We start from the raw sequence: 23,985 nt of genomic DNA, 5'->3' as shown, positions 1-23,985 counted from the left end.
TTTTGGAATTTGGAATTTTTTATATTGGAATCTCTAAATCTTAATTCCTTGGTGATTTTCTTTTTTCAGATTTAGATCCTACTCTTGACATTGCACATCTGAAACCAATATAATCAGTTGCCATATCTTGAGGGAAATATCTTCTTTGCGCTGGATCTAACCAGTAAGCTCTATCTCTCCAAGAACCTCCTTTGTAAACTCTTACTTTATCATCGATCAAAGTAGTACGTTTACTAGAGCTGTCGTATTTTCTAATCATTTTTCCTAAACTGTCTGTTGTTACGTTGTGTTTAGGAGAGTTGTACATTGCTTGATCAGCTTTTGGTCCAGACTCTGAATCTCCGAAGTCAAAATATCTAGAAGATTGTTTATCACCATCTCTGTAGTTGATATTGTTGCTTTGGCTAAAGTTTTGTCTTAAATAAGTTTCTTGTTCGTCAACTGGAACTTGAGCAATTTCTCCTGGAAGATTTCTTGCAATAATTTTACCGTTGCTTAAAGTATCGTATTTAATATTAGCTGTTGAAACGATTTCGATTTTACCATCTTTGCCAATTTTGTTTTTAGCATAAAGGTTACCTCTAAAGTAGTTGAAGTCGTTTGCTTCGTTATCAATAATAGGTCTGTAAACATCGGCTACCCATTCTGCAACGTTACCAGCCATATCATACAATCCGAAATCATTTGGCGCGTAGCTTTTTACTTTGTTAGTAATATCCGCTCCGTCATCAGACCAACCTGCAATTCCACCGTAGTCACCATTTCCTTGCTTAAAGTTAGCCAATTGATCACCTCTGTTTTTACGTTTTGCTGAACGAGTATAATCTCCAGACCAAGGATATTTCTTTTGTCCTTTGTAGATATTGTATTCTCTTTGTCCAACATCAGCTGCTGCCGCATACTCCCATTCTGCTTCAGTAGGAAGTCTGTACTCAGGCAAAATAACCCCTGAAGAACGTTGTGCATATACGTTTTTCTCTTCTGGAACTACTCCATCTTTACCAGCTTTTGGTCTTCTTCCGCTAGGATTTTTCTTTAATACAATTTCCTCACTACCACCATATTGTGTTGAAGGAGAAGCTAAATAAGCCTCAGTATTAAACAACGTTTCTGCAGTAACATCGTTGGTTTTAGCACCTTTTTTAAGATATCCGTCTTTTTCCAAAACAGCTTCGTTTACACGGTCTGTTCTCCATTTACTAAATTCAACAGCCTGAATCCAGTTAACACCAACTACAGGATACTCAGCATAAGCAGGGTGTCTCAAGTAGTTGTTAGTCATAGTTTCGTTATATCCTAAACGATTTCTCCATACCAATGTATCAGGAGATGCGCCCTCGTAAATGTTTTTGTAATTTTCTTCTGTTGGAGGGAAAACTTTTTTCAACCACTCAAGGTATTCTAAGTACATACCGTTCGTAACTTCGGTTTCATCCATATAGAATGATTGAACGTGTTGTTGAGTTGGTGTGTTATTCCAATCGTGCATAACATCATCCTGTACTTTACCCATTGTAAATGTACCTCCTTCAACAAAAACTAAACCAGGACCAGCCTGTTGTTTTTTTCCTGCATTTCTAGCAGCCGTTCCATTTTGACTATCTACATCCCACCCAGTCGCTCGAGAAGCGTGAGAGGAACTCGATTTTTTGCTACAACTAGCCGTGCCCAACATCAATACCATTGACATCATTAATTGCAAGACTACAATTTTGTTTACTTTCATACTCATTCTTAGGTGATAAATTTAGGTGCTGCAATATAATAATTAACATTTAATTAGCAACATCTGTTCTAATAATTTTATTTAGCTGTTTTTTACCAGAAAATAACCTATAGTTACGAACGCAAAAATATACTTTTTATTATTACTATAACATTAAATACTATATTTTTACTTACTAAAATATTTTGCAATCAATTTCGTTTTCTTAACCTATGAAACAAGTCTTAATCTCATATTTTTTTTTAATTCCGATTCTTGCTTTTTCTCAGATAAATGGGAGCTTCACAATAGATTGGCAAGGTAAAAAAGAAATGAGTTTTGGCGATTTCAAAACCACTGTTCCTTATTTTTCTGGAAACAGTTTTCGGTACGATACTACTAAAAAAAGCCTAACATTGCTTCTTAATTTAAGCGATTCGAGTCCGGCAACGAGCAATTCCATCCAACTTTCGAATATTTTTTACGAAGCAATTTCAGCAAATGATCTTGGCGATTTAGCTCTTGAAAACATTCCCGAAAAACCAAATGAAACGTTAAAATCTGCTTCTTCAAGAGACAAAAAGCAACTTTTCTTGTCGCTTTCCCCAATTGTAAAAGATGGCAATGGGTATAAACGAATCAAATCTTTCAATTATTCTTCAACTGGCGCAACATCAAAAAACAGCAATACTTCTTCCTTTCAAAAAACTGCAGCGATTACTAATTCCGTTTTAGCCTCGGGAGACTGGTATCGCTTTTATGTTGAAAAATCAGGCGTTTATAAGATTTCCAAATCTTTTTTGCAAAGTTTAGGCTTTGATCCTAGTAAAACCGACCCAAGAAGAATTAAAATCTACGGAAATGGAGGCGAAATGCTTCCTTTAGCCAATAGCACTTATTATCCGAATGATTTAACCGAAAATGCCATCCAAATTATCGGAGAAACTGACGGAACTTTTAACAATGAAGATTACATCCTATTTTATGCCGAAGGAGTTGAAAACTGGAATTCAGAAAGCCAGACCAATCTTAACCTATATGACTCGAAATCTTATTATTACATTACAACTACAGGTGGCGATGGAAAACGAATTTCAAATCTAAATCAGCCTTCTGGCAATGCTACCTTAGAATTAAACACGTTTGATGACTATCAATATCATGAAATTGACCAAACAAACATCGCACATTTGGGGCGTCAATGGTTTGGCGAATCATTTGATATTAACCAAGAACAGGAATTTTCGTTTACATTCCCAAATCTCGACACATCAGTTCCGGCAAAAATAGAGGTTGTTGCGGCTTCAGCAGCCTTTACCCCGACTTCTTTCACAATAAGTGCAAATGGTCAAAACATTGGAAATATTAATTTCAATGCACTAGCGTCGAGTTCGGACATTAAATTCTACACAGGAAAATTACCCGCAAACTCAACATTTACAGCTTCTGAAACCACAAAAATCAAACTTACCTATAATAATAATGGTGTTCCCGGATCAAAAGGATATCTTGACTACATTAATATTATTGCAAAAAGAAAACTTCTTGGAACAGGGAAACAATTCAAATTTCAGTACGACCAAGCAGGATCTACGGGCGGAATTGTGAATTACACGATAGGAAACGCAGCAGGAATAACTCAAATTTGGGACATCACCGACATCTATAATGTATCCAAAATTGAAAATGCTAATCAAGCCTCTTTCAGCTTTAAAGCTTCTCTGGGAGAAATCAGAAAATATATCGCCATTGACGCTTTAGATTATTTAACACCTTTAAAAGAAAGCCAGTCAAAAGTTGCGAATCAGAATTTAAAAGGAACTCTTTTTAAAAATGCGCAAAACAGCTTTCAGGATATCGATTATATCATAGTTTCACCTAAATCTTTAGCTTCTCAAGCCGAAAAGCTAGCTACTTTTCATCGGAATTATTCAAATTTGAATGTAAAAGTTATTGCTTTAGAAAACATCTATCAAGAATTTTCTTCTGGAAAGCAAGATATTGCCGCCATCAGAAACTGCATTAGATATGTTTATGAAAATGCATCTTCAACAGACAAAAGAATCAAATACGTAAACTTGTTTGGAGATGCGTCTTATGATTATAAAGACAGAATTTCAAACAATACTAATATTGTACCTATATATCATTCCACAATTAGCAACTCTACGGGAGAAGCCTCATTCGCATCTGACGATTTTTATGGATTAATGGATGCAGACGAAGGAAACATCACTAGTTTCTTTGGCGGAATTGATATCGCTACAGGCAGAATGCTGGTTTCTAACAATGCTCAGGCCAGCGAAATGGTCAATAAAGTACTAGAATATCACGACGCCAAATCCTATGGAAGCTGGAAAAATAATTTTGTCCTCATAAGCGACGATTCAGACCAAAGCTCCGATGCCACGATTCAATCACGCCAAAACGCACTTGCAGATATTATTGCGACTCAAAAACCTTTTTTCAACATTGACAAAATCATTTTGGATTCCTACACACAAGAAGCGTCTGCCGGCGGATCACGATATCCAAAAGCACGAACTGATCTATTTGATGCTTTTGAAAAAGGCGCTTTGGTTTTCAATTATTTAGGCCATGGTGGCGAAGACGGATTGGCCAGTGAAAGAATCTGGGAAAAATCAGATGGGCAAAATCCAAACAATCAATACAAATATCCTTTGTTCATAACGATTACTTGCGAATTTTCTAGATTTGACGATCCAACACGACCAACTGCCGGCGAATATACCTATTGGAACCCAAAAGGAGGCGCAATCTCAATGTTGACGACAATTCGTTCAATTGGCCAATTTAATGCTGAGAATTTTAATGACAGTTTGAGCAAAAACCTGCTTTCTTATGGATCAAATCAATATACAACTATTTCAGAAGCGCTTCGCATTTCGAAAAATGAAAACCCAAGTTCTTCGAGCAATGTCATTTTTTATATTGGAGATCCAGCATTAATGCTTGCAATTCCGAAGCCTCGAATTAATTTAACAAAAATAAATGACATTGCGATTTCGCAAGCCATTCCCGATTTGAAATCGCTTTCAAAAATCAAAATTTCCGGAGAAATTACAGATGAAAACAACACACTTTTAAGCAATTATAATGGCGAATTGGCAACAGCAATTTTCGACAAGTTGATTACAACATCTACATTAAACAATGATGGTTTCAGCCCTGCAATGTCATTCAAAACACTTGGCGAAACTATTTTTAGAGGAAATGCATCAGTTACAAATGGCCAGTTTGAATTTAGTTTTGTTGTGCCTAGAGATATTAGAATTCCGGTTGATTATGGCCGAATTAGCTTCTACTCGAAAAAAAACCAAGGATTAGAAAACCAATCTGGCTATAACACTACTATTAAAATAGGGGGTATAAATGAAAATGCACCTCAAGACAATATTAGCCCAAAAGTTAAGTTATATATGAACGACGAAACATTTGTTTCTGGTGGCATAACAAATGAAAATCCGTTCCTTTTAGCTTTTCTTGAAGACGAAAATGGAATTAATACAGCTAGTGGAATTGGACATGACATAGTAGCGATATTAGATGGAGACGTGAGCAATCCGTATATTTTGAATGATTATTATCAAACAAAATTAGACGATTATACTAATGGAAATTTACGCTTTCCGCTTCGAAATTTAAAAGCTGGACTGCATACAATAAGTTTTACAGCATGGGATGTTTACAATAATCCTGTAACTAGTGAAATTCAATTTGTTGTTGTTGGAGATGAATCATTATCTTTAACCCACGTTCTTAATTACCCGAATCCCTTTTCAACCTACACCCAATTTTGGTTTTCACACAATAGGCCGTACGAACCGCTGGAAGTTCAAGTACAGGTTATGACTATTACAGGAAAAGTAGTCTGGACGACAAACCAAATTATCACAACAGAAGGATTCCTTTCAAGAGAAATTACTTGGGACGGAAAAGACGATTACGGAGACAGGATAGGTAAAGGAGTTTATATCTATAAACTGACAGTAAAATCAAATTTAACAAATAAAAAAGCAGAAAAGTACGAAAAGCTTGTCATCTTGTAATAATATATATATTTGCACCACCAAAACATTAGTCCTAATAAATGAAAAAAATATCACTTTTATTAATTTGCCTTTTAACTATTTCATACGTAAAAGCACAGGAAACTCGACCAATCACCACAGGAGTTCCTTTCTTATTAGTTGCTGCTGATGCACGAGCAGCAGGCTTAGCGGATCAAGGTGTGGCTACGTCATCTGACGTTTTCTCTCAACAATGGAATCCAGCCAAATATGCATTTTCTACAGATGCGCAAGGGCTTTCTATTAGTTACACGCCTTATTTAACAGATTTAGCCAATGATATTTCGCTTGGCCAATTGACCTATTACAACAAATTCAGTGATCGAAGCGCCTTTGCGGCAGGTTTTCGTTATTTCGGATTTGGAGATATCGAATTAAGAAGAACTGGCGACCCAAACGAAGTTCCAAATATTGTATCACCAAATGAATTTGCATTAGACGGATCATATTCACAGAAATTAAGCGAAACCTTTTCGATGTCTGTTGGAGCAAGATACATTCGCTCTAATTTAAAAGTGGCTTCAGAAGATGTAGATGCTACAGCTGGAACATCATTTGCTGTTGACGTTGCTGGATTTTATCAATCTGAAGAAATCGCTTATAGCAGTTTTAACGGAAGATGGAGAGCAGGTTTCAACTTTCAGAATATGGGACCTAAAATCAGTTACGATAATGATGATTTAAGTTCAAATTTTTTGCCTGCCAACATGCGTTTAGGAGGAGGATTTGATTTTATTCTCGACGATTACAACAAATTTGCAGTTAGCGTTGAATTCACAAAATTACTTGTACCAACTCCTCCAGGGCAACAAGCAGCAGTAGATTTAAACGGAGATGGCGATTTTACTGACCCAGGAGAAAGCGCACAGGAACAAAGCACAATTGCCTACAATAAATACAATGACATAGGCTGGTTTCAAGGAATGTTTAAATCATTTGGAGATGCGCCAGGCGGATTTAGCGAGGAAATAAAAGAAGTAACTTACAGCCTTGCAGGAGAATATATGTATCAAGATTCGTTTGCATTTCGTGCAGGATATTTCCACGAAAGTCCTGAAAAAGGAGCTCGTCAATTCTTTTCTTTAGGAGCTGGCTTCAAATACAACATCGTAAAAGTTGACGTTTCGTACTTATTCTCAACTTCAAAAGTTAAAAATCCGTTAGAAAATACGCTTCGTTTTTCTTTAACGTTTAACTTTGGAGACAAATATGAAGAATATTAATCGATCAAAATAACAAAACAATAACAATCCAAATTTCTATTTTTAGGAATTTGGATTTTTTTTCCTCAAAATACAATGAAAGAAATAAGCATTACATCATCATTTACAATTTACGACAGCATCAATGAGCTTTCTCAGGATCTACAGGATTTAATGAATCAGGCAATCGAAATTCGTAAAAAAGCTTATGCCCCTTATTCTCAATTTAGAGTTGGAGCCGCGCTACTTCTTGATAACGGAAAAATAATTTTAGGATCTAATCAAGAAAATGCCGCCTATCCATCAGGACTATGTGCAGAAAGAACTGCTATTTTTTACGCAGGAAGCGCATATCCGGAAGCCAAAATCTTAAAAATAGCCATTTCAGCAGCTTCAGACACCAATCAAACCACCGCTCCTATTCCGCCTTGTGGGTCTTGTCGCCAATCAATTGCAGAATACGAAATCAAGCAAGACACCCCTATAGAAATCTATTTTATGGGCGAAATTGGTGAAGTTTACAAATCGGCATCCCTCAAAAATTTGCTTCCTTTTATGTTTGATAAAAAGTTCTTGTAAAAAAAAGCCAAAAAGTAGCGTTTAAATTTTAGTTCTTAAATGTAATGTCTTATTTTTGCATCCCGACCTTTCGGGCGCAAATTTGTGGGAGGAAACTATTTTGCGTTATAGGCAACAATTGATAACACAAACAAACTTTAGCAAAAGAAAGAATTCAGATGAAAGAAGTTACAAAAGAGGTGTATTTAAAGTGGTACGAAGACATGCTACTTTGGAGAAAGTTTGAAGACAAACTTGCAGCATTATACATTCAACAAAAAGTTAGAGGTTTTTTACACCTATATAATGGTCAAGAAGCTGTATTAGCAGGTGCATTGCACGCTATGGACTTGACTAAAGACAAAATGATTACTGCTTACAGAAACCACGTTCAGCCAATCGGTATGGGCGTTGATCCAAGAAATGTAATGGCTGAGCTTTTAGGAAAAGCAACAGGAACTTCTAAAGGTATGGGAGGTTCTATGCACATTTTCTCTAAAGAGCACGGTTTTTACGGAGGACACGGAATTGTAGGTGCTCAAATTCCTGTGGGAGCTGGTATTGCTTTCGCAGACAAATATTTCAACACTGGCGGTGTTACCATGACTTACTTTGGTGATGGAGCTGCTAGACAAGGTTCTCTTCACGAAGCTTTCAACATGGCTATGTTATGGAAACTTCCAGTGGTATTTATCGTTGAAAACAACGGTTATGCAATGGGAACTTCCGTAGAAAGAACTGCAAACCACACTGACATCTGGAAATTAGGTTTAGGCTACGAAATGCCTTGTGGACCTGTTGACGGAATGAACCCTGTAAAAGTTGCCGAAGCAATGCACGAAGCTATCGAAAGAGCGCGTCGCGGAGATGGACCAACTTTCCTTGAAATGAAAACGTACCGTTACAGAGGACACTCTATGTCTGATGCACAATTATACCGTTCTAAAGAAGAGGTTGAAGAGTACAAAAAAATCGACCCAATTACTCAAGTTCTTGATGTAATCTTGGATCAAAAATATGCTACCGAAGAAGAAATCGAAGTAATTGACCAAAGAGTTAAAGACTTGGTTGAAGAGTGTGCGAAATTCGCTGAAGAATCTCCATATCCAGACTTACAACAATTATACGATGTAGTATACGCACAAGAAGACTATCCATTTACACCTCATAAACTATAACATCATGGCGATTAAAGTAACAATGCCTCGTTTGAGCGATACTATGACGGAAGGAACGGTAGCGACTTGGCTTAAAAAAGTAGGCGACAAAATCAGTGAAGGAGATATCTTAGCTGAAATCGAAACAGACAAAGCAACAATGGAGTTCGAATCTTTTAACGAAGGAACTCTTTTACATATTGGAATTCAAGCTGGAGAAACTGCTCCAGTTGATTCATTATTAGCAATCATTGGTAACGAAGGAGAAGATATTTCTGCTCTTTTAGCTGGTGGTGACGCTCCTGCTGCCGAAGCTCCAAAAGCGGATGCTCCAGCTGCTGAAGCAAAAACTGAAACTGCTGCGCCTGCAAAAGCAGCAACTGAATTACCAAAAGGTGTTATTGTAGTAACAATGCCACGTTTGAGTGATACAATGACTGAAGGTACAGTAGCAACTTGGTTAAAAAAAGTTGGAGACGCTGTAGCGGAAGGTGATATTTTAGCAGAAATTGAAACAGATAAAGCTACAATGGAGTTTGAATCTTTCAATGCTGGAACATTATTATACATTGGAATTCAAGAAGGAAACACTGCTCCTGTTGACAGCTTATTAGCTATCATTGGACCTGCAGGAACTGATATTTCTGGAATTGCTGAAAATTATACTGCCGGAGGTGCTGCACCTGCAAGTGCTCCTGCTGCTGAAGAAACAAAAGCTGCTCCTGCCGCTGCACAAGCTACAGAAGTTGTTGCCGAAACTTCAAACGGAGGAAGAATTTTAGCTTCACCATTAGCTAAAAAAATCGCTTCTGACAAAGGAATCGCATTAAACCAAGTGAAAGGATCTGGAGAAAACGGACGTATCGTAAAAAGCGATATCGAGAACTTTACTCCATCTTCGCAAGCACAAGCTCCTGCTTCAGCACCTGCTGTTAAACAAGAAGCATCTGCTCCTGCTGCACCAAAAGTTTTTGTTCCTGCTGGCGAAGTTTTCACAGAAGAGATCAAAAACTCTCAAATGCGTAAAATTATTGCAAAACGTCTTTCTGAATCTTTATTCACTGCTCCTCACTACAACTTAGTGATCGAAGTAAGCATGGACGAAGCAATGCAAGCTAGAGCTGCTATCAACAGCGTTCCAGATACAAAAGTATCTTTCAACGATATGGTAATCAAAGCTTGTGCTTTAGCATTGAAAAAACATCCAAAAATCAACTCTACTTGGAAAGAAGATGCTATCATCATCAACCACCACGTAAACATTGGTGTTGCTGTAGCTGTTGAAGACGGATTAGTTGTTCCTGTATTGAAATTTACTGACGCTATGAGTTTATCTCAAATTGGTGGTTCAGTAAGAGATCTTGCTGGAAGAGCTAAAAACAAAAAATTAGTACCACAAGAAATGGAAGGAAGTACTTTTACAGTATCTAACCTTGGTATGTTTGGTATTACTGAATTTAATTCAATTATCAACCAACCAAACTCTGCTATCCTTTCTGTAGGTGCAATTGTTGAGAAACCAGTAGTTAAAAACGGTCAAATCGTAGTTGGAAACACAATGATGTTATCATTAGCTTGCGACCACAGAACTATTGACGGTGCAACTGGCGCTCAATTCTTACAAACATTAAAACAATACATCGAAAGCCCAGTTACAATGTTGGCGTAATCTTTGTTAATTTTATAATTAAATCCCGTTCCGAAGTTTCAGAACGGGATTTTTTGTTTAATTTTCATCTTCAAATTCAAAATCTCATAAAATGAAAAAATTAATTCTTGTCGCTTTATTTCTTACGGCATTTGCTTGCCAGAAAAAAGAGCAATCAGAAAAAACAGCTATTGTTGTTGACGAACACAGTTATTCTAAACCAGAACTTGCTGTTGCAAAACATCTTGATCTTGACATCAAAGTTGATTTTGATACTCAGACCATTTCAGGAAAAGCATCTTGGACGATTGACAATAAAAGTAAAGGAAATGAAATTATTTTCGATGAAAACACTTTGAATATTACAAAAGTTACTTTAGGGCAAGGAGAAGAAGAAAAAGAAACCAAATTTGAACTTGGGAAAGACGTTGAATTTCACGGAAAGCCAATTCATATTACTATTGAGCCAAATACAACTAGAGTAAACATTTACTACAACACCACTAAAGACGGTGTTGCACTGCAATGGCTTAAACCAGAACAAACTGCAGATAAAAAGAAACCTTTTGTTTTCTCTCAAGGCGAAAGCGTTTGGTCGCGTACATGGATTCCGTGTCAAGATTCGCCGGGAATTCGTTTCACTTATAATGCAAAAGTTACAGTTCCTAAAGATTTATTAGCGGTTATGAGCGCAGTAAATCCACAGAAGAAAAACGATACCGGAGTTTATATTTTCAAACAAGACAAAGCAATTCCTTCTTATTTAATGGCAATTGCAGTTGGAGATATTGAATTTCAAGCAATCGATAACAGAACTGGAGTTTATACAGAACCATCTGTTTTAAAAAGCGCTGCTTATGAATTTGCTGAACTTGGCAAAATGGTAAATGCGGCAGAAAAATTATACGGGCCATACCGTTGGGGACGCTACGACGTATTGGTTTTACCTCCAAGTTTCCCTTATGGCGGAATGGAGAATCCAAACTTGACTTTTTTAACTCCGGGAATTATAGCCGGCGATCGTTCTTTAACAAGTTTGTTAGCACATGAATTAGGCCATAGCTGGAGCGGAAACCTAGTTACAAACGCAACTTGGGATGATATTTGGCTAAACGAAGGCTTCACCACTTATGTTGAACACAGAATTGGAGAAGCGATTTTCGGGAAGAAAGAATTTGACATGCAAAATGTAATCACCAACAAAGAATTGGTTGATAACGTTGCAGAATTCGGAGATACAAATCCAGACACAAAATTAAAAGTGAGTTTAACTGGCAGAAATCCTGACGATGGCATCAGCCAAATTCCTTATGTAAAAGGATATGCTTTTTTAAGAGTGATTGAAAATGCAGTTGGACGCGAGAAATTTGACCCGTTTATTAAGAATTATTTTGATTCGCATGCTTTCAAATCTATTACAACAGAAGATTTCGTTAAATATTTAAATGAAAATTTAATTAAAGGAGATAAAGCTTTAGCCGATAAAATCCAATTAGACAACTGGATTTACAAACCAGGAATTCCATCAAATATCCTTCCGGTAAGTTCTGCAGAATTTGATGCTATTGATGCTATCCAAAAAAGCTGGAGAGAAACTGGCGTTGCAGGTTTAAGCAAAAAAATCACCACTACTGCCGAAAAACAACATTTTATAGATCATCTTCCAGCTGATATTACAGTAAAAGAAATGGAAGCAATTGATAAAGAATTCAATTTTACAAAAGGTGGAAATTTCATTATCAAACGCCAATGGTTTGTTCAGGCTTTACGTCATCAATACAAACCAGCATATCCCGCAATTGAGCAGTTTTTAATTGGAATCAGCAGAACTGGATCTGTAATGATGCTTTATAAAGAAATGGTTAAAACTCCTGAAGGAAAAGTTTGGGCAAAACAGGTTTTTGATAAAGCAAAATCTGGTTATCATGCAACAACTATTCAGGCTGTTGAAGGGGTTTTGAAATAATTTTTTTTCTAAAATATAAGCTTTAAAGAGTCTGTTCCTAAGGAACAGACTCTTTTTTTTACGCTTTTTTTGTCATTTCGACGGAGGAGAAATCTTCGCGAGAAGCTCGACAAAGATTGGATTTTCGTTGCGGAGTTACTTGCGAAGATTTCTCCTCCATCGAAATGACAAGATTGCGTGAATTGTTTGCAGAATTTCTAGTGTGATTTCTCGTTCCTCGAAATGACAAAATAAACGAAAACATTCTTATGAAAACGAGTGCCCTAGCCCAGATTGAAGTGGAAAGCCCGGAGCTCGAAACTCTAATTTTCTTACCAGAAAACAGCGACCAACGGAAGCTCGTTTTATGGTTTAGAAAATTAAAGTTTTGAGCGAGGACTTGAAACGGAAAGCTGGATTAGCTCCTAAAAAACACTAAAAATTAGCTCAGGGAAAATTGTCCATCACATAGCGTACATTCTCCATGTTCTAAAATCTGTAATCGTCGCAACTTTGTAATGTCAAAAGACAACAACAAATAACAACTTTAAAAATTAAATAAAAATGGCACGATTAACAGCTTTAAACCCAGAAGAAGTAACAGGAAAAACTAAAGATTTATTCAACGCAGTTCAGGCAAAATTAGGCGTTGTACCAAACATGATGAGAACAATGGGAAATTCTCCAGCAGTTCTGGAAGGATATTTAAACTTAAGTGGTGCTCTAAGCCACGGAAAATTAAGCGCAAAAACAGGAGAATTAATCGCTCTGGCAGTTTCAGAAAGCAATTCTTGTGATTACTGTTTAGCAGCTCACACTTTTATTGGAGAAAAATTAGTGAAAGCAGATCCAGCAGTTTTAAAAGCAGCAAGATCTGGAAATTCTGATGATGCGAAAACAGAAGCAATTTTACAATTGGCTAAAACATTAATCAGCAAAGGCGGTTTAGTAAATGACGAAGATGTAAATAAAGCCAAAAATGCAGGAGTTTCTGATGCTGAAATTGCAGAAATTATTGGTCACGTAGCTTTAAACGTTTTAACAAACTACTTTAATAATGTAGCAAATACAGAAATTGATTTTCCGGCAGTTTAATCAAGATTTGCACAATCACTATAACAAAAAACAATTTATAAAGATAGCTGTGAATTTATTTCATGGCTATCTTTATACTTTCAAAAACAAAAGAAATCATGAGTTCTCAAAATGTTTTTACTTTAATCAATCCGCAGAATGGGAATTTGGCTTTTAAAATCCTTCCTTTTGATGACAACAGCCATTTCGACCATTTACAACGAAACAATTATTACTCATTAATTTGGGTCACCAAAGGAAAAGGCAAAGTAAAAGCTGATTTTGCTGAACATCATTTTGAAGAAAACTCTCTTCTCGCCTTTTCTCCGTATCAGCCTTTTATGCTTTGTGTAAACGAACCGATTGAAGGAATTGCCATTCATTTTCATCCTGATTTTTATTGCATTCATATGCATCAAAAAGAGGTTTCGTGCAATGGTGTTTTGTTCAATAACATCTATCAGCCTCCGTATGTTCAAGTTACAGAACAAGCTTCGAAGACTATTAATATGGTTATTGATCAAATGAAAGCTGAAATTCAGAATGCTGAATTGGCGCAATATGAGTTGCTGATTTCATATTTAAAAATCTTTTTAATCACCGCTTCGAGATTAAAAACAGAACAATTAGAAGAAATGAAATCGGTTCCAGATTCAAAAGAACCTTTAATTCTTCAAAGCTTGAAAGATGCAATTGAATTGAATTTTAAAACCAAACATTCAGCCGGAAATTATGCGGAATTGCTGAATATTTCTCCAAAAGCTTTGGCAAAATTATCTAAGAATTATTTCAATAAAACCTTAACCGATTTAATTTCAGAAAGAATTATTATTGAAGCCAAAAGAGAATTGTACTTGACCAACAAAACTGTAAAAGAAATTGCCTACGAGTTAGGTTATGACGACGAACATTACTTCAGCCGTTTCTTTAAAACCAATGCAGATGTTTCTCCTCAGATTTATCGCGAAACAGTTGGTTTTGGAAAAATGGAAGCTTAGTTTAGAGTCGCAGTTTTTCAGTCGCAGTCTGCTGATTACTGTAAACTGTTACTGCTTACTTATTTTTCGCTTCAATCCATTTTGACATGTACATTGTGCTTTTAAACGCATGATGCTGCAACAGATTTCCCATAAAATTATGGAGACGATGACTTTTAGAATCTATTAAAAGTAAATTTACCAAAGAAATTAGTTGAACAGAATAATTGCTTTTTTGATAACATTCATTAATAATTGCAATTCCATTTTTCTGAGACTGCTTCCAAAGATTTTCATTTTGATACAGCGCAATAGCTTTTTTAGCAAATTCTACTGCATCATCTTCAATAAAACCATTCCAAGGCAAATTTGCATGCATGGCTTCAGAACCAATTGTTGTGGTTGCACTCGGCGTTCCGCATTGCATGGCTTCTAATAGTTTTCCTTTCAGACCAGCTCCAAAGCGAATTGGCGCTAAAAGTACTTTTGCATTTTTTACTATTTCGTTGGCATCTTCTGCTCTTCCCATAATGCAAAAACCGTTTTTAGGCTGATGCAACTGCAACACTTTCTGCGAAGGATAAGCGCCATAAACCTTCAAAACTGCTTCTGGAAAATCTTTTTTTATAGAAGGCCAAATGGCTTCTTTTAAATATTGAACGGTATTCCAATTGGGTTCGTGAAGAAAATTTCCGATGAAAACAAAATTCTTTCGATCTTCAAAAGAAGGCAATTCTAGCAAATCTTCCTCTTTCATTTCATCAACCAAAAAAGGAAGATAAAAAAGTAAGTCTCCATTAATCTTGAAAACATCTTTTAGAATATTCATTTCAAATTCAGAAATAATCAAAGATAAATCGCAACGTAAAACACTAGCAATTTCTCTTTTTGCCACTTCTTCAGACAGTAAATCTTCTAATTCGCAAATGCGGTTTTCTTTAAAAGCTTTTTGCCTTGCGGTTCTTAAACAATGCAAATCTTCAGTATCTAAAATTCGGATCGCTTTTGGACACTTTTCAACCACTCTCCAACCAAACTGTTCTTCGATCATAAAACGATCAAACAAAACAACATCTGGATTTAATTCTTTTATAAAATCATCAAAACTCGAAGAATTAAGTTCAATACTTTTTTTTATTACTCCAAATTCAGACAAATCAACCATAAAATCGCTGTCCTGAGCTGCGCTTGCAAATGTAATTTCGAAGCCGTTTTGCTTAAAAATAGAAATCAATTGCATGATTCTTCCACCTGCTGCAGAGGACTTTGGCTCGGGCCAAACAAACCCAATAATCAAAAGTTTTTTAATTTGATTCATAATCTTTGTTTCATATTACAAAATAATGCTTTTTTCTGCGGATTTGCACCCAATTTCCAGATATTCGGTCGTAAAAAAACACTAATTTTGCAAAATCTAAATGCTGGGAAATTATGTTAGGATTAAAATTAGCTACAGACCCTCGCTGGGTAAATATCGTTGAGTCAAATATCGAAGAAATTTTAACGGATCATGCCTGGTGTGAACAAAAGGCAGCTTCAAACGCGATCAGTATCGTCACTTATAACTCTGAAATTGAAGAACTGGTAACCGAAATGCTTGAAATTGCCAGAGAAGAACTGGAACATTTTCAAATGGTTCATAATATCATTAAGGAACGCGGACTTACGTTAGGCCGTGAAAGAAAAGATCATTATGTAAACGAGCTTTTTAAATTCATGAAAAAAGACGGAAGCCGAAGAGATGCACTTTGTGATCGTTTATTATTCTCGGCAATGATCGAAGCGAGAAGCTGTGAGCGTTTTAAAGTACTTTCGGAAAATATAAAAGATGAAGAATTAGCTAAATTTTATCGTGATTTAATGATTTCTGAAGCCGGACATTATACTACGTTTTTAGGATTTGCCAGAAAATACCAAGACAATATTGACATTGACAAACGCTGGAAAGAGTGGATTGAATACGAAGGTTCTATCATTACCAATTATGGTAAAAATGAAACTGTTCACGGATAAATAAAATCCATGTTTTTTTATCATTTTTTCTAATCTAAATATTTTATCATGTCCAAAAGCAAAATCAAATCCATTTTATTAAAAACTGCAAAATATCTTGGAATAACTTTCGTGGTTATCGTAGCACTGCTTTTTTTAACTCCGATTATTTTTGCAGATAAGATTAAAGAACAAATTAAGAAAACAGCAAATGAAAAACTGAGCGCAGAACTGAATTATTCTGATGTTTCGGTTTCATTTTTCCATCATTTCCCTTCACTTACTCTAACCTTAAGCGACTTAAACCTGAATGGATCAGCGCCTTATGCGAATGAAAAATTCATTACGGCAAAAGAAGTTTCCTTCGGAATAAATGTTGCCAGCTTAGTTTTCAGCAAAACGGTAAAAATTGATCAGATTTATTTATCAGATTCGTTTATCAATGTAAAAGTGAATCCAAATGGTGAGGCAAACTACAATATTTACAAATCTAAAGCTTCATCAAAACCCGAAGACAGCACTGAAACCGCTTTAAAATTAGAACGAATTCAGATTTTAAACAGTAAAATAATTTACGACGACCAATCGACCAAAGTTCATCTTGATGCTTTTGGATTTAATTATCTAGGAAATGGAGATTTAAATAAATCCGTTTTTGATTTGTATTCGAAAGCCAAAATCGAGAAGCTGAATGTGATTTATGAAAATGAGCCTTATTTAATGAACAAAAAAGTCGATGCTGATTTGATTACGAAAGTAAATGTAAATTCCTTATCCTTTTTCTTCCAACAAAACAACTTGAAAATCAATCAGCTTGTAGTAGATTTTAAAGGGAAATTTGACTTTCTGAAAGACGGCTACAATATGGATTTTGTTATAAAATCAAACAATAGCAACTTATATGATGTTTTTACAGCGTTTCCGCCAAAATACATTACATGGCTTTCTAAAGCCGAATTAAAAGGAAATACGAATCTTCTTTTGACGTTAAAAGGCGATTATATTGCTTCTCAAAATATTGCTCCCGAATTAGATTTAGACGTAAAAATCGACAGCGGATTTGTAAATTATAACAAAAGTGCATTTCCGGTTTCAAACCTGAATCTAGACATTAAAACCAGAGTCCCGAATCTAAATCCAGATCTTGCAGATATTGAGGCCAAAAACCTATCATTAAACATCAATAAAGATTATTTGAAATCGAAATTTCACGTTGTTGGTGTAAATACTCCAAATATTGACGCGGATTTAAAAGCTAAAATCGATCTTGGAAAATTGATGTCAGCTCTAGGAATTCCAAATATCGTATTAAAAGGAAATCTTGACGGAGACGCTGTTGTAAACGGAAAATTTGACCAAAAGAACAGGCTTTTTCCAAAAACACAAGGAACAATTAACTTGGAAAACGGTTATTTAAAAACGCCTTATTATCCAAACCCAATTACCAATATTACCGTAAAATCGAGAATTGACAATCAAAAAGGAACTTATGACGATTTGAAAGTAAAACTAAAACCGGCGCAATTTACTTTTGAAGGAAAACCTGTTTTTGTAGAAGCTGACTTGAGCAACTTTGATGATTTGACTTATGACATAAAAGCTAAAGGAGAATTGGATGTAAATAAAATCTATAAAGTTTTCTCTCAAAAAGGTCTTGATTTAGATGGTTTCGTGAAAGCTGATGTGGTCTTAAAAGGAAAACAAAGCGACGCTGAAAAAGGAAATTACAGCAAATTGCACAATAAAGGAACGCTTGAATTGAGAAACATCGGCATTACATCTGAATATCTTCCTAAAAAATTCATCATCAAAGAAGGAATTTTTAAGATCAATCAGGACAAAATGTATTTCAACAACTTTTTGGCCACATACGGAAAGTCTGATTTTAAAATGAATGGTTATTTGCAGAATGTCTTTAACTATGCAACCACAAATACAGGCATCTTAAAAGGCTCTTTTAAATCTTCATCAAGATATATTAATGTTGATGAATTTATGTCAGAAACAACAGCTGGGACTTCTGTTACAGAAAATTCAACTCCAAAACCCGAAACAAAAACAGCAAATACACAAAGTGGCGTTATTATCATTCCAACAAATTTGAATTTGCAGTTTACAGCAAATGCACAAAAAGTAAACTTCGACAAACTCAATTTGCAAAATGCAACTGGAAACCTAAGCATGAACAAAGGCAAACTGACAATGCAAAATACAGGTTTTGATTTAATAGGCTGCAAAGTAACCATGAATGCCAATTATCAAGCTGTAACACCTCAAAAAGCAAATTTTGATTACGCCATAAAAGCAACAGATTTTGACATCAAGCGCGCTTATAATGAAGTCGAAGTGTTCAGAAAAATGGCTAGCGCTGCCGAAAAGGCACAAGGAATTGTTTCTTTAGACTATCAATTAAAAGGGCGTTTGAATGCAAATATGGAGCCCGTTTATCCTTCGCTTATTGGTGGCGGAACACTTTCTGTAAAAGATGTAAAAGTTCGAGGATTGAAAATGTTTAGCGCCGTAAGCAAAGAAACCAACACAGAATCTATAAAAAATCCAGACGTTTCTAAAGTGGATATTAAAACTACAATCAAAAACAATATCATGACTGTAGAACGCTTTAAATTCAAATTTGCTGGCTTTAGACCAAGAATTGAAGGCACAACAAGCTTAGACGGAAAATTGAATTTAAAAATGCGCTTAGGATTGCCTCCGTTAGGTATTTTCGGAATTCCGCTTACAGTTACTGGAACACAGGATAATCCAAAAATAAAAGTTGGTAAAAAATCTCAGGATTTAGAAGAAACTAAAGATACTGGGGAATAAGAATCAAATTCCAAAATCCAAATTTAAAATACTCCGAGACCTTTGTCAAAGTTTTGAACTTTGACAAAAGTTTTGAACTTTGACAAAAGTTTTTTTTCGCGCAATCTTGTCATAGCAAGAAACGAGGAATCACACTAGAAACTCTACAAAGATTGGCGCCAATAATATTGAAATTTCACGCACGCTTCCTTCGTCAGTAAAATAAAAATGAATAATTCCAAACACAACATTCTAAAAACAAAAAACCCGATCATTTCTGAACGGGTTTTTTATAAAAAGTAATCTATGCTTATTATGCCTCGAATGGGATAATAGATACATAAGATTTGTTATCTCTTTTCTTTTGGAACTTAACAACTCCAGCTACTCTTGCGTGTAGTGTGTGATCTTTACTGATGTAAACGTTTTCACCCGGATTGTGTTTTGAACCTCTTTGTCTAACGATGATGTTACCAGCAATAGCAGCTTGACCACCATAAATCTTAACGCCTAGACGTTTTGATTCTGATTCTCTACCATTCTTCGAACTACCGACACCTTTCTTGTGAGCCATGACGTATGAGTTTAAATATTGTTATTATTCTTTAGTAGTCTCTTTTTTTGCTTTTGGAGCTGCTTTTTTTGCTTTTGGAGCTTCAACTTCTTCAGTAGCTGCTTCTTCTGCTACAACTGCTTTTTTAGCTGCTGCTTTTTTAGTTCCTCCTGCCGCAGTAATACCTTCAATTACAATTTGTGTAAGATATTGTCTGTGACCATTTCTTTTTTTGTATCCTTTTCTTCTTTTCTTTTTGAAAACGATAACTTTATCACCTTTTAAGTGTTGTAACACTTTAGCTTCTACTGAAGCACCTTCTATAGCTGGGGCGCCTAAAGTTACATTTCCATTGTCATCTAATAAAAGAACTTTATCAAAAGAAACTTTTGAACCTTCTTCATTAGCTAAACGGTGAACATAAACCTTTAAGTCTTTGCTTACTTTAAATTGTTGCCCTGCTATCTCTACGATTGCATACATATCAAATTGATTTATTGATTTTTAAGGTTGCAAATATACAACTAAAAATTTACTACGCAATCCCTAAAAGCAAAAATATTTTTTTCATGTTTAACAGCTGTTTTTCAAGCTTTTTAAACAATTTAAAAATCAAAAAACTCAGTAAATTCATATTAATTCACAAGGGTAAATGCACAAATCCTAAAATAATACACAAAAAAGACTATTTTTGAAGTAACTATAATCAACTTTTTGCTACCTACTTGTTTTTAGGTATTATAAATTTATTAATCTCACATGAAAAATTCAATAATGATGTTAAGTGCAGCACTAATGCTTGGAGGAGTAGCGCATGCTCAGAAGGTGGCTTTTGAAGAATATAACTTAGACAACGGAATGCACGTGATTTTGCATAACGATCCATCGGCGCCCGTGGTTATTACATCTGTAATGTATCACGTAGGCTCAAAAGATGAACGTCCTGACCGAACAGGTTTTGCACATTTTTTTGAACATTTGTTGTTTGAAGGCACTCAAAATATTAAACGTGGCGAATGGATGAAGATCGTTACAGCAAACGGAGGCGTAAACAACGCCAATACTTCTGACGACAGAACGTATTATTATGAAGTTTTCCCATCAAATAATTTAGAATTAGGCTTATGGATGGAATCAGAAAGATTGATGCATCCAATCATCAACAAAATTGGAGTTGATACGCAGAATGAAGTGGTAAAAGAAGAAAAAAGAATGCGTTACGACAATCAGCCTTACGGAAACATTCTTCCAGAAGTTAAAAAGAATATGTTCAAAAATCACCCGTATCGCTGGACAACTATTGGCTCAATGAAAGATCTAGATGCCGCAACTCTTGAAGAATTTCAGGCATTCAACAAAAAATTCTATACACCAAATAATGCTGTTTTAGTTGTTGCCGGAGATTTCGACAAGACCAAAGCCAAAGAATGGGTTCAGAAGTATTTTGGCCCAATTCCAAGAGGTGAAGAAGTTAAAAAACAAACTTATACTGAAGAACCAATTACGCAGACTATAAAAGCAACTTACGAAGATCCAAATATTCAGATTCCGATGGTTGTTGCTTCATACAGAACACCTTCGATGAAAACCAGAGATGCCAGAGTTCTAGATTTGATCTCTTCATATTTAAGTGATGGAAAAAGTTCAAAGCTTTACAAAAAAATCGTTGACGACAAAAAAATGGCGCTTCAAATTGGTGCAGTTGGCTTTAGCCAAGAAGATTACGGAACGTACATTTTATATGGCTTACCAATGGCTCCAAACACAACGGCAGACATTTTAAAAGAAATGGATGAAGAAATCGTAAAAATCCAAACTGATTTGATTTCTGAAAAAGATTACGAAAAATTGCAAAACAAATTCGATAATAATTTTGTGAATGCGAATTCAAGCGTAGAAGGAATTGCAGAAAATCTTGCTTCTTATTATTTGCTTTATGGAGACGTAAATTTGATTAATACTGAAATTGATATTTACCATTCTATTACCAGAGAGGAAATCAGAGAAGTTGCAAAAAAATACTTGAATCCAAACCAGCGCTTGATTTTAGATTATATCCCAACTGCAAAATCTCAAAACTAAGAAGTATCGAATCATGAAAAAAATATATCCTTTTTTAATCCTTTTTTTCCTAACAGGAATTATGATAGCACAAGATCGTCCACAACCAAAACCAGGAAACGCCCCAGTAGTCAACATCAAAAAACCCCAGACCTTTGTTTTAGCAAACGGAATGAAGGTTTTAGTTGTTGAAAACCACAAATTACCGCGAGTAAGCTTTACGCTAACCCTGGATAACGCACCGTTTACTGAAGGCAACAAAAAAGGTGTCGACGAATTGACCAGCAGCTTAATTGGCAACGGAACCAAAAAAACAACAAAAGAAGCTTTTAATGAAGAAATTGACTTTTACGGAGCAAATATCAACTTTACATCACAAGGAGCCTATGCAAGCGCTTTGTCCAAATATTCAGGACGCGTATTAGAACTTTTAGCAGAAGGCGCTTTACAGCCAAATTTTACTCAAACCGAATTTGATAAAGAAAAAGCAAAACTTCTAGAAGGTCTTAAAGCAGACGAAAAAAGCGTTCCGGCTATTTCAAACCGAGTGGTTGATGTTTTAGCTTTTGGAAAAAATCATCCTAACGGCGAGTATCTTTCTGAGGAAACTGTGAAAAATGTTACTCTAGCAGATGTTCAAAACAACTACAACACTTATTTCGTTCCAGAAAATGCTTATTTAGTGGTCATTGGAGACATTAAATTCAAAGAAACAAAAGCTGCAGTTGAAAAATTATTCAGTGGATGGAAAAAGCAAGCTGCACCAAAAAACACATATACAAATCCAGAGAATGTTTCGAACTTGCAAATTGATTTTGTTGATGTTCCAAATGCCGTTCAATCTGAAATTTCATTGGTAAATACGGTAAATTTAAGAATGAGCGATCCCGATTTTTTCCCGGCTGTAATTGCAAACCAAATTTTAGGAGGTGATTTCAACAGTTATTTAAACATGAATTTACGCGAACAACACGCCTGGACATACGGCGCTAGCTCAAGCATTGGGAGCGGAAAATATGTAACTAAATTTAAAGCAAATTCAGCTGTTCGAAATACGGTTACTGACAGCGCGGTAGTTCAATTTATCAAAGAAATCAAACGAATTAGAACCGAAAGAGTTGATCCAGAAGTTTTACGAAATGTAAAAGCGGGCTACATTGGAAGATTTGTAATGCAAGTCGAAAAACCTCAAGCCGTTGCACGTTATGCTCTAAACATCGAAACAGAAAAACTTCCTGCAGATTTCTACGAAAAATACATTCAGACCATCAATAATGTTACTGCAGATGATATTTATCGTGTTGCAAACAAATATTTCATGCTTGACAACATGCGAATTGTGATTGTTGGAAAAGGCTCTGATGTTATTTCTGGTTTGGAGAAACTGCAAATTCCTATTCATTATTTTGACAAATACGGAAATCCAGTTGAAAAACCAGCCACTAAAAAAGAAGCTCCAACAAATGTTACTGCAAAAACGGTTTTTGAAAATTACATCAAAGCAATTGGTGGCGAGAAAGCAGTAACTTCTGTAAAAACACTTTACATGAACGGAAGCACGACGGTTCCGCAAGCTCCTACTCCATTGACTTTTACTTCAAAATTAGATTCAAAAGGAAAAATGATGGTTTCGCTTTCTATGGGAACTATGAATTTGATGAAACAGGTTGTGAATGAAAAAGGCGCTTATGTTGAACAGCAAGGTCAACGCAAAAACCTTGAAGGCGATGACTTAAAAGACATGAAAGCCAATGCTGCTCCGTTTGAAGAATTACAGCTAGTAAAAAGAACTGACTTGAAAGTTGACGGCATCGAACCAATCAACGGAAGCGACGCTTATGCAATTAAAGACGGGAAAACAACATATTTCTACGATATCAAATCGGGATTAAAAGTGGCGGAATCTAAAACTCGTGAACAAGCCGGAAAATCGGTTACGCAAATCACCAATTTTAATGATTACAAAGAAGTAAAAGGCGTAAAAGTTCCTTTTAATTTAATTCAGAATGTGGGTTTTGAATTGGACATCAAAATGTCTGATATCAAAATAAACGAAGGAGTTTCTGATGCGGATTTTCTTTAAAAGATGCTAAGATGCTAAGATTCTAAGTTGCTAAGGCACTAAGTTGCTAAGTTTTTTTCTCATAGGCTTTGTCAAAGTTTAAAACTTTGACAAAGCTTTTTTTATTTACTAAGTTTTGTCAGGTTGAGCGTCCC

At 35.6% G+C, this 23,985-nt stretch carries 16 protein-coding genes; 12 read left to right on the top strand and 4 right to left on the bottom strand.

The genetic code is table 11. The annotated features are described in order from the left end of the window. Nucleotides 1-40 precede the first annotated feature (40 nt). Complete coding sequence (gene gldJ / locus SCB73_RS09605) at nucleotides 41-1,726, bottom strand: gliding motility lipoprotein GldJ (protein ID WP_320569812.1); 1,686 nt, start codon at nucleotides 1,724-1,726, stop codon at nucleotides 41-43. Between the two features lie 212 nt (nucleotides 1,727-1,938). On the opposite strand from gldJ, the gene porU reads away from it, so the two are divergent. The 8 genes from porU (at nucleotide 1,939) to SCB73_RS09565 (ending at nucleotide 14,378) form a co-directional block, all read left to right on the top strand. After that, entirely contained in the window at nucleotides 1,939-5,775 is a 3,837-nt protein-coding gene (porU, locus tag SCB73_RS09600; RefSeq protein WP_320569811.1) for a type IX secretion system sortase PorU, read from the top strand. A gap of 41 nt (nucleotides 5,776-5,816) precedes the next feature. Next, complete coding sequence (porV, locus tag SCB73_RS09595) at nucleotides 5,817-7,019, top strand: type IX secretion system outer membrane channel protein PorV (protein ID WP_320569810.1); 1,203 nt, start codon at nucleotides 5,817-5,819, stop codon at nucleotides 7,017-7,019. Nucleotides 7,020-7,094: 75 nt separating this feature from the next. Beyond that, a complete protein-coding gene (gene cdd / locus SCB73_RS09590; RefSeq protein WP_320569809.1) occupies nucleotides 7,095-7,577 on the top strand; it encodes a cytidine deaminase in 483 nt (160 codons plus the stop codon). A gap of 158 nt (nucleotides 7,578-7,735) precedes the next feature. Then, nucleotides 7,736-8,734, top strand: coding sequence for a pyruvate dehydrogenase (acetyl-transferring) E1 component subunit alpha (pdhA, locus tag SCB73_RS09585; RefSeq protein WP_026728681.1), 999 nt, complete (start codon nucleotides 7,736-7,738; stop codon nucleotides 8,732-8,734). A gap of 4 nt (nucleotides 8,735-8,738) precedes the next feature. Then, nucleotides 8,739-10,382 carry a pyruvate dehydrogenase complex dihydrolipoamide acetyltransferase gene (locus SCB73_RS09580; RefSeq protein ID WP_320569808.1) on the top strand — a complete coding sequence of 548 codons (1,644 nt, stop codon included), beginning with the start codon at nucleotides 8,739-8,741 and terminating at the stop codon, nucleotides 10,380-10,382. A 91-nt stretch (nucleotides 10,383-10,473) separates the two neighbouring features. Continuing rightward, nucleotides 10,474-12,327 (top strand): hydrolase/aminopeptidase, encoded by a 1,854-nt coding sequence (locus SCB73_RS09575; RefSeq protein WP_320569807.1) that lies wholly within the window; start codon nucleotides 10,474-10,476, stop codon nucleotides 12,325-12,327. A gap of 543 nt (nucleotides 12,328-12,870) precedes the next feature. After that, on the top strand, nucleotides 12,871-13,401 hold the full coding sequence (locus tag SCB73_RS09570; protein ID WP_320569806.1) for a carboxymuconolactone decarboxylase family protein: 531 nt from the start codon (nucleotides 12,871-12,873) through the stop codon (nucleotides 13,399-13,401). Between the two features lie 98 nt (nucleotides 13,402-13,499). Further along, nucleotides 13,500-14,378, top strand: coding sequence for a helix-turn-helix domain-containing protein (locus SCB73_RS09565; RefSeq protein WP_320569805.1), 879 nt, complete (start codon nucleotides 13,500-13,502; stop codon nucleotides 14,376-14,378). Between the two features lie 55 nt (nucleotides 14,379-14,433). On the opposite strand, the gene SCB73_RS09560 is transcribed toward SCB73_RS09565, so the two are convergent. Beyond that, on the bottom strand, nucleotides 14,434-15,675 hold the full coding sequence (locus SCB73_RS09560) for a glycosyltransferase family 4 protein (RefSeq protein ID WP_320569804.1): 1,242 nt from the start codon (nucleotides 15,673-15,675) through the stop codon (nucleotides 14,434-14,436). 113 nt (nucleotides 15,676-15,788) lie between these two features. On the opposite strand from SCB73_RS09560, the gene SCB73_RS09555 reads away from it, so the two are divergent. Both SCB73_RS09555 and SCB73_RS09550 read left to right on the top strand, forming a co-directional pair. Further along, a complete protein-coding gene (locus SCB73_RS09555; protein ID WP_320569803.1) occupies nucleotides 15,789-16,370 on the top strand; it encodes a MiaE family protein in 582 nt (193 codons plus the stop codon). A gap of 48 nt (nucleotides 16,371-16,418) precedes the next feature. After that, complete coding sequence (locus tag SCB73_RS09550; RefSeq protein WP_320569802.1) at nucleotides 16,419-19,175, top strand: AsmA family protein; 2,757 nt, start codon at nucleotides 16,419-16,421, stop codon at nucleotides 19,173-19,175. 292 nt (nucleotides 19,176-19,467) lie between these two features. Here SCB73_RS09550 and rpmA read toward each other — a convergent pair whose 3' ends face one another. Both rpmA and rplU read right to left on the bottom strand, forming a co-directional pair. Beyond that, nucleotides 19,468-19,728, bottom strand: a complete 261-nt coding sequence (rpmA, locus tag SCB73_RS09545) for a 50S ribosomal protein L27 (protein ID WP_012023622.1) — start codon at nucleotides 19,726-19,728, stop codon at nucleotides 19,468-19,470. 24 nt (nucleotides 19,729-19,752) lie between these two features. Beyond that, complete coding sequence (rplU, locus tag SCB73_RS09540) at nucleotides 19,753-20,190, bottom strand: 50S ribosomal protein L21 (protein ID WP_026728576.1); 438 nt, start codon at nucleotides 20,188-20,190, stop codon at nucleotides 19,753-19,755. 276 nt (nucleotides 20,191-20,466) lie between these two features. Between rplU and SCB73_RS09535 the strand changes: the two genes are divergently transcribed. Together SCB73_RS09535 and SCB73_RS09530 are read left to right on the top strand one after the other, a co-directional pair. Next, complete coding sequence (locus tag SCB73_RS09535) at nucleotides 20,467-21,789, top strand: M16 family metallopeptidase (RefSeq protein ID WP_320569801.1); 1,323 nt, start codon at nucleotides 20,467-20,469, stop codon at nucleotides 21,787-21,789. Between the two features lie 13 nt (nucleotides 21,790-21,802). Next, nucleotides 21,803-23,851, top strand: a complete 2,049-nt coding sequence (locus SCB73_RS09530; protein ID WP_320569800.1) for a M16 family metallopeptidase — start codon at nucleotides 21,803-21,805, stop codon at nucleotides 23,849-23,851. The last annotated feature ends 134 nt before the right edge of the window (nucleotides 23,852-23,985 follow it).

This window comes from Flavobacterium sp. KACC 22761, from assembly GCF_034058155.1.
Taxonomy (GTDB): domain Bacteria; phylum Bacteroidota; class Bacteroidia; order Flavobacteriales; family Flavobacteriaceae; genus Flavobacterium.
Note: the sequence above shows the minus strand (reverse complement) of the source record. Positions and strands in the feature narration are given on the sequence as shown.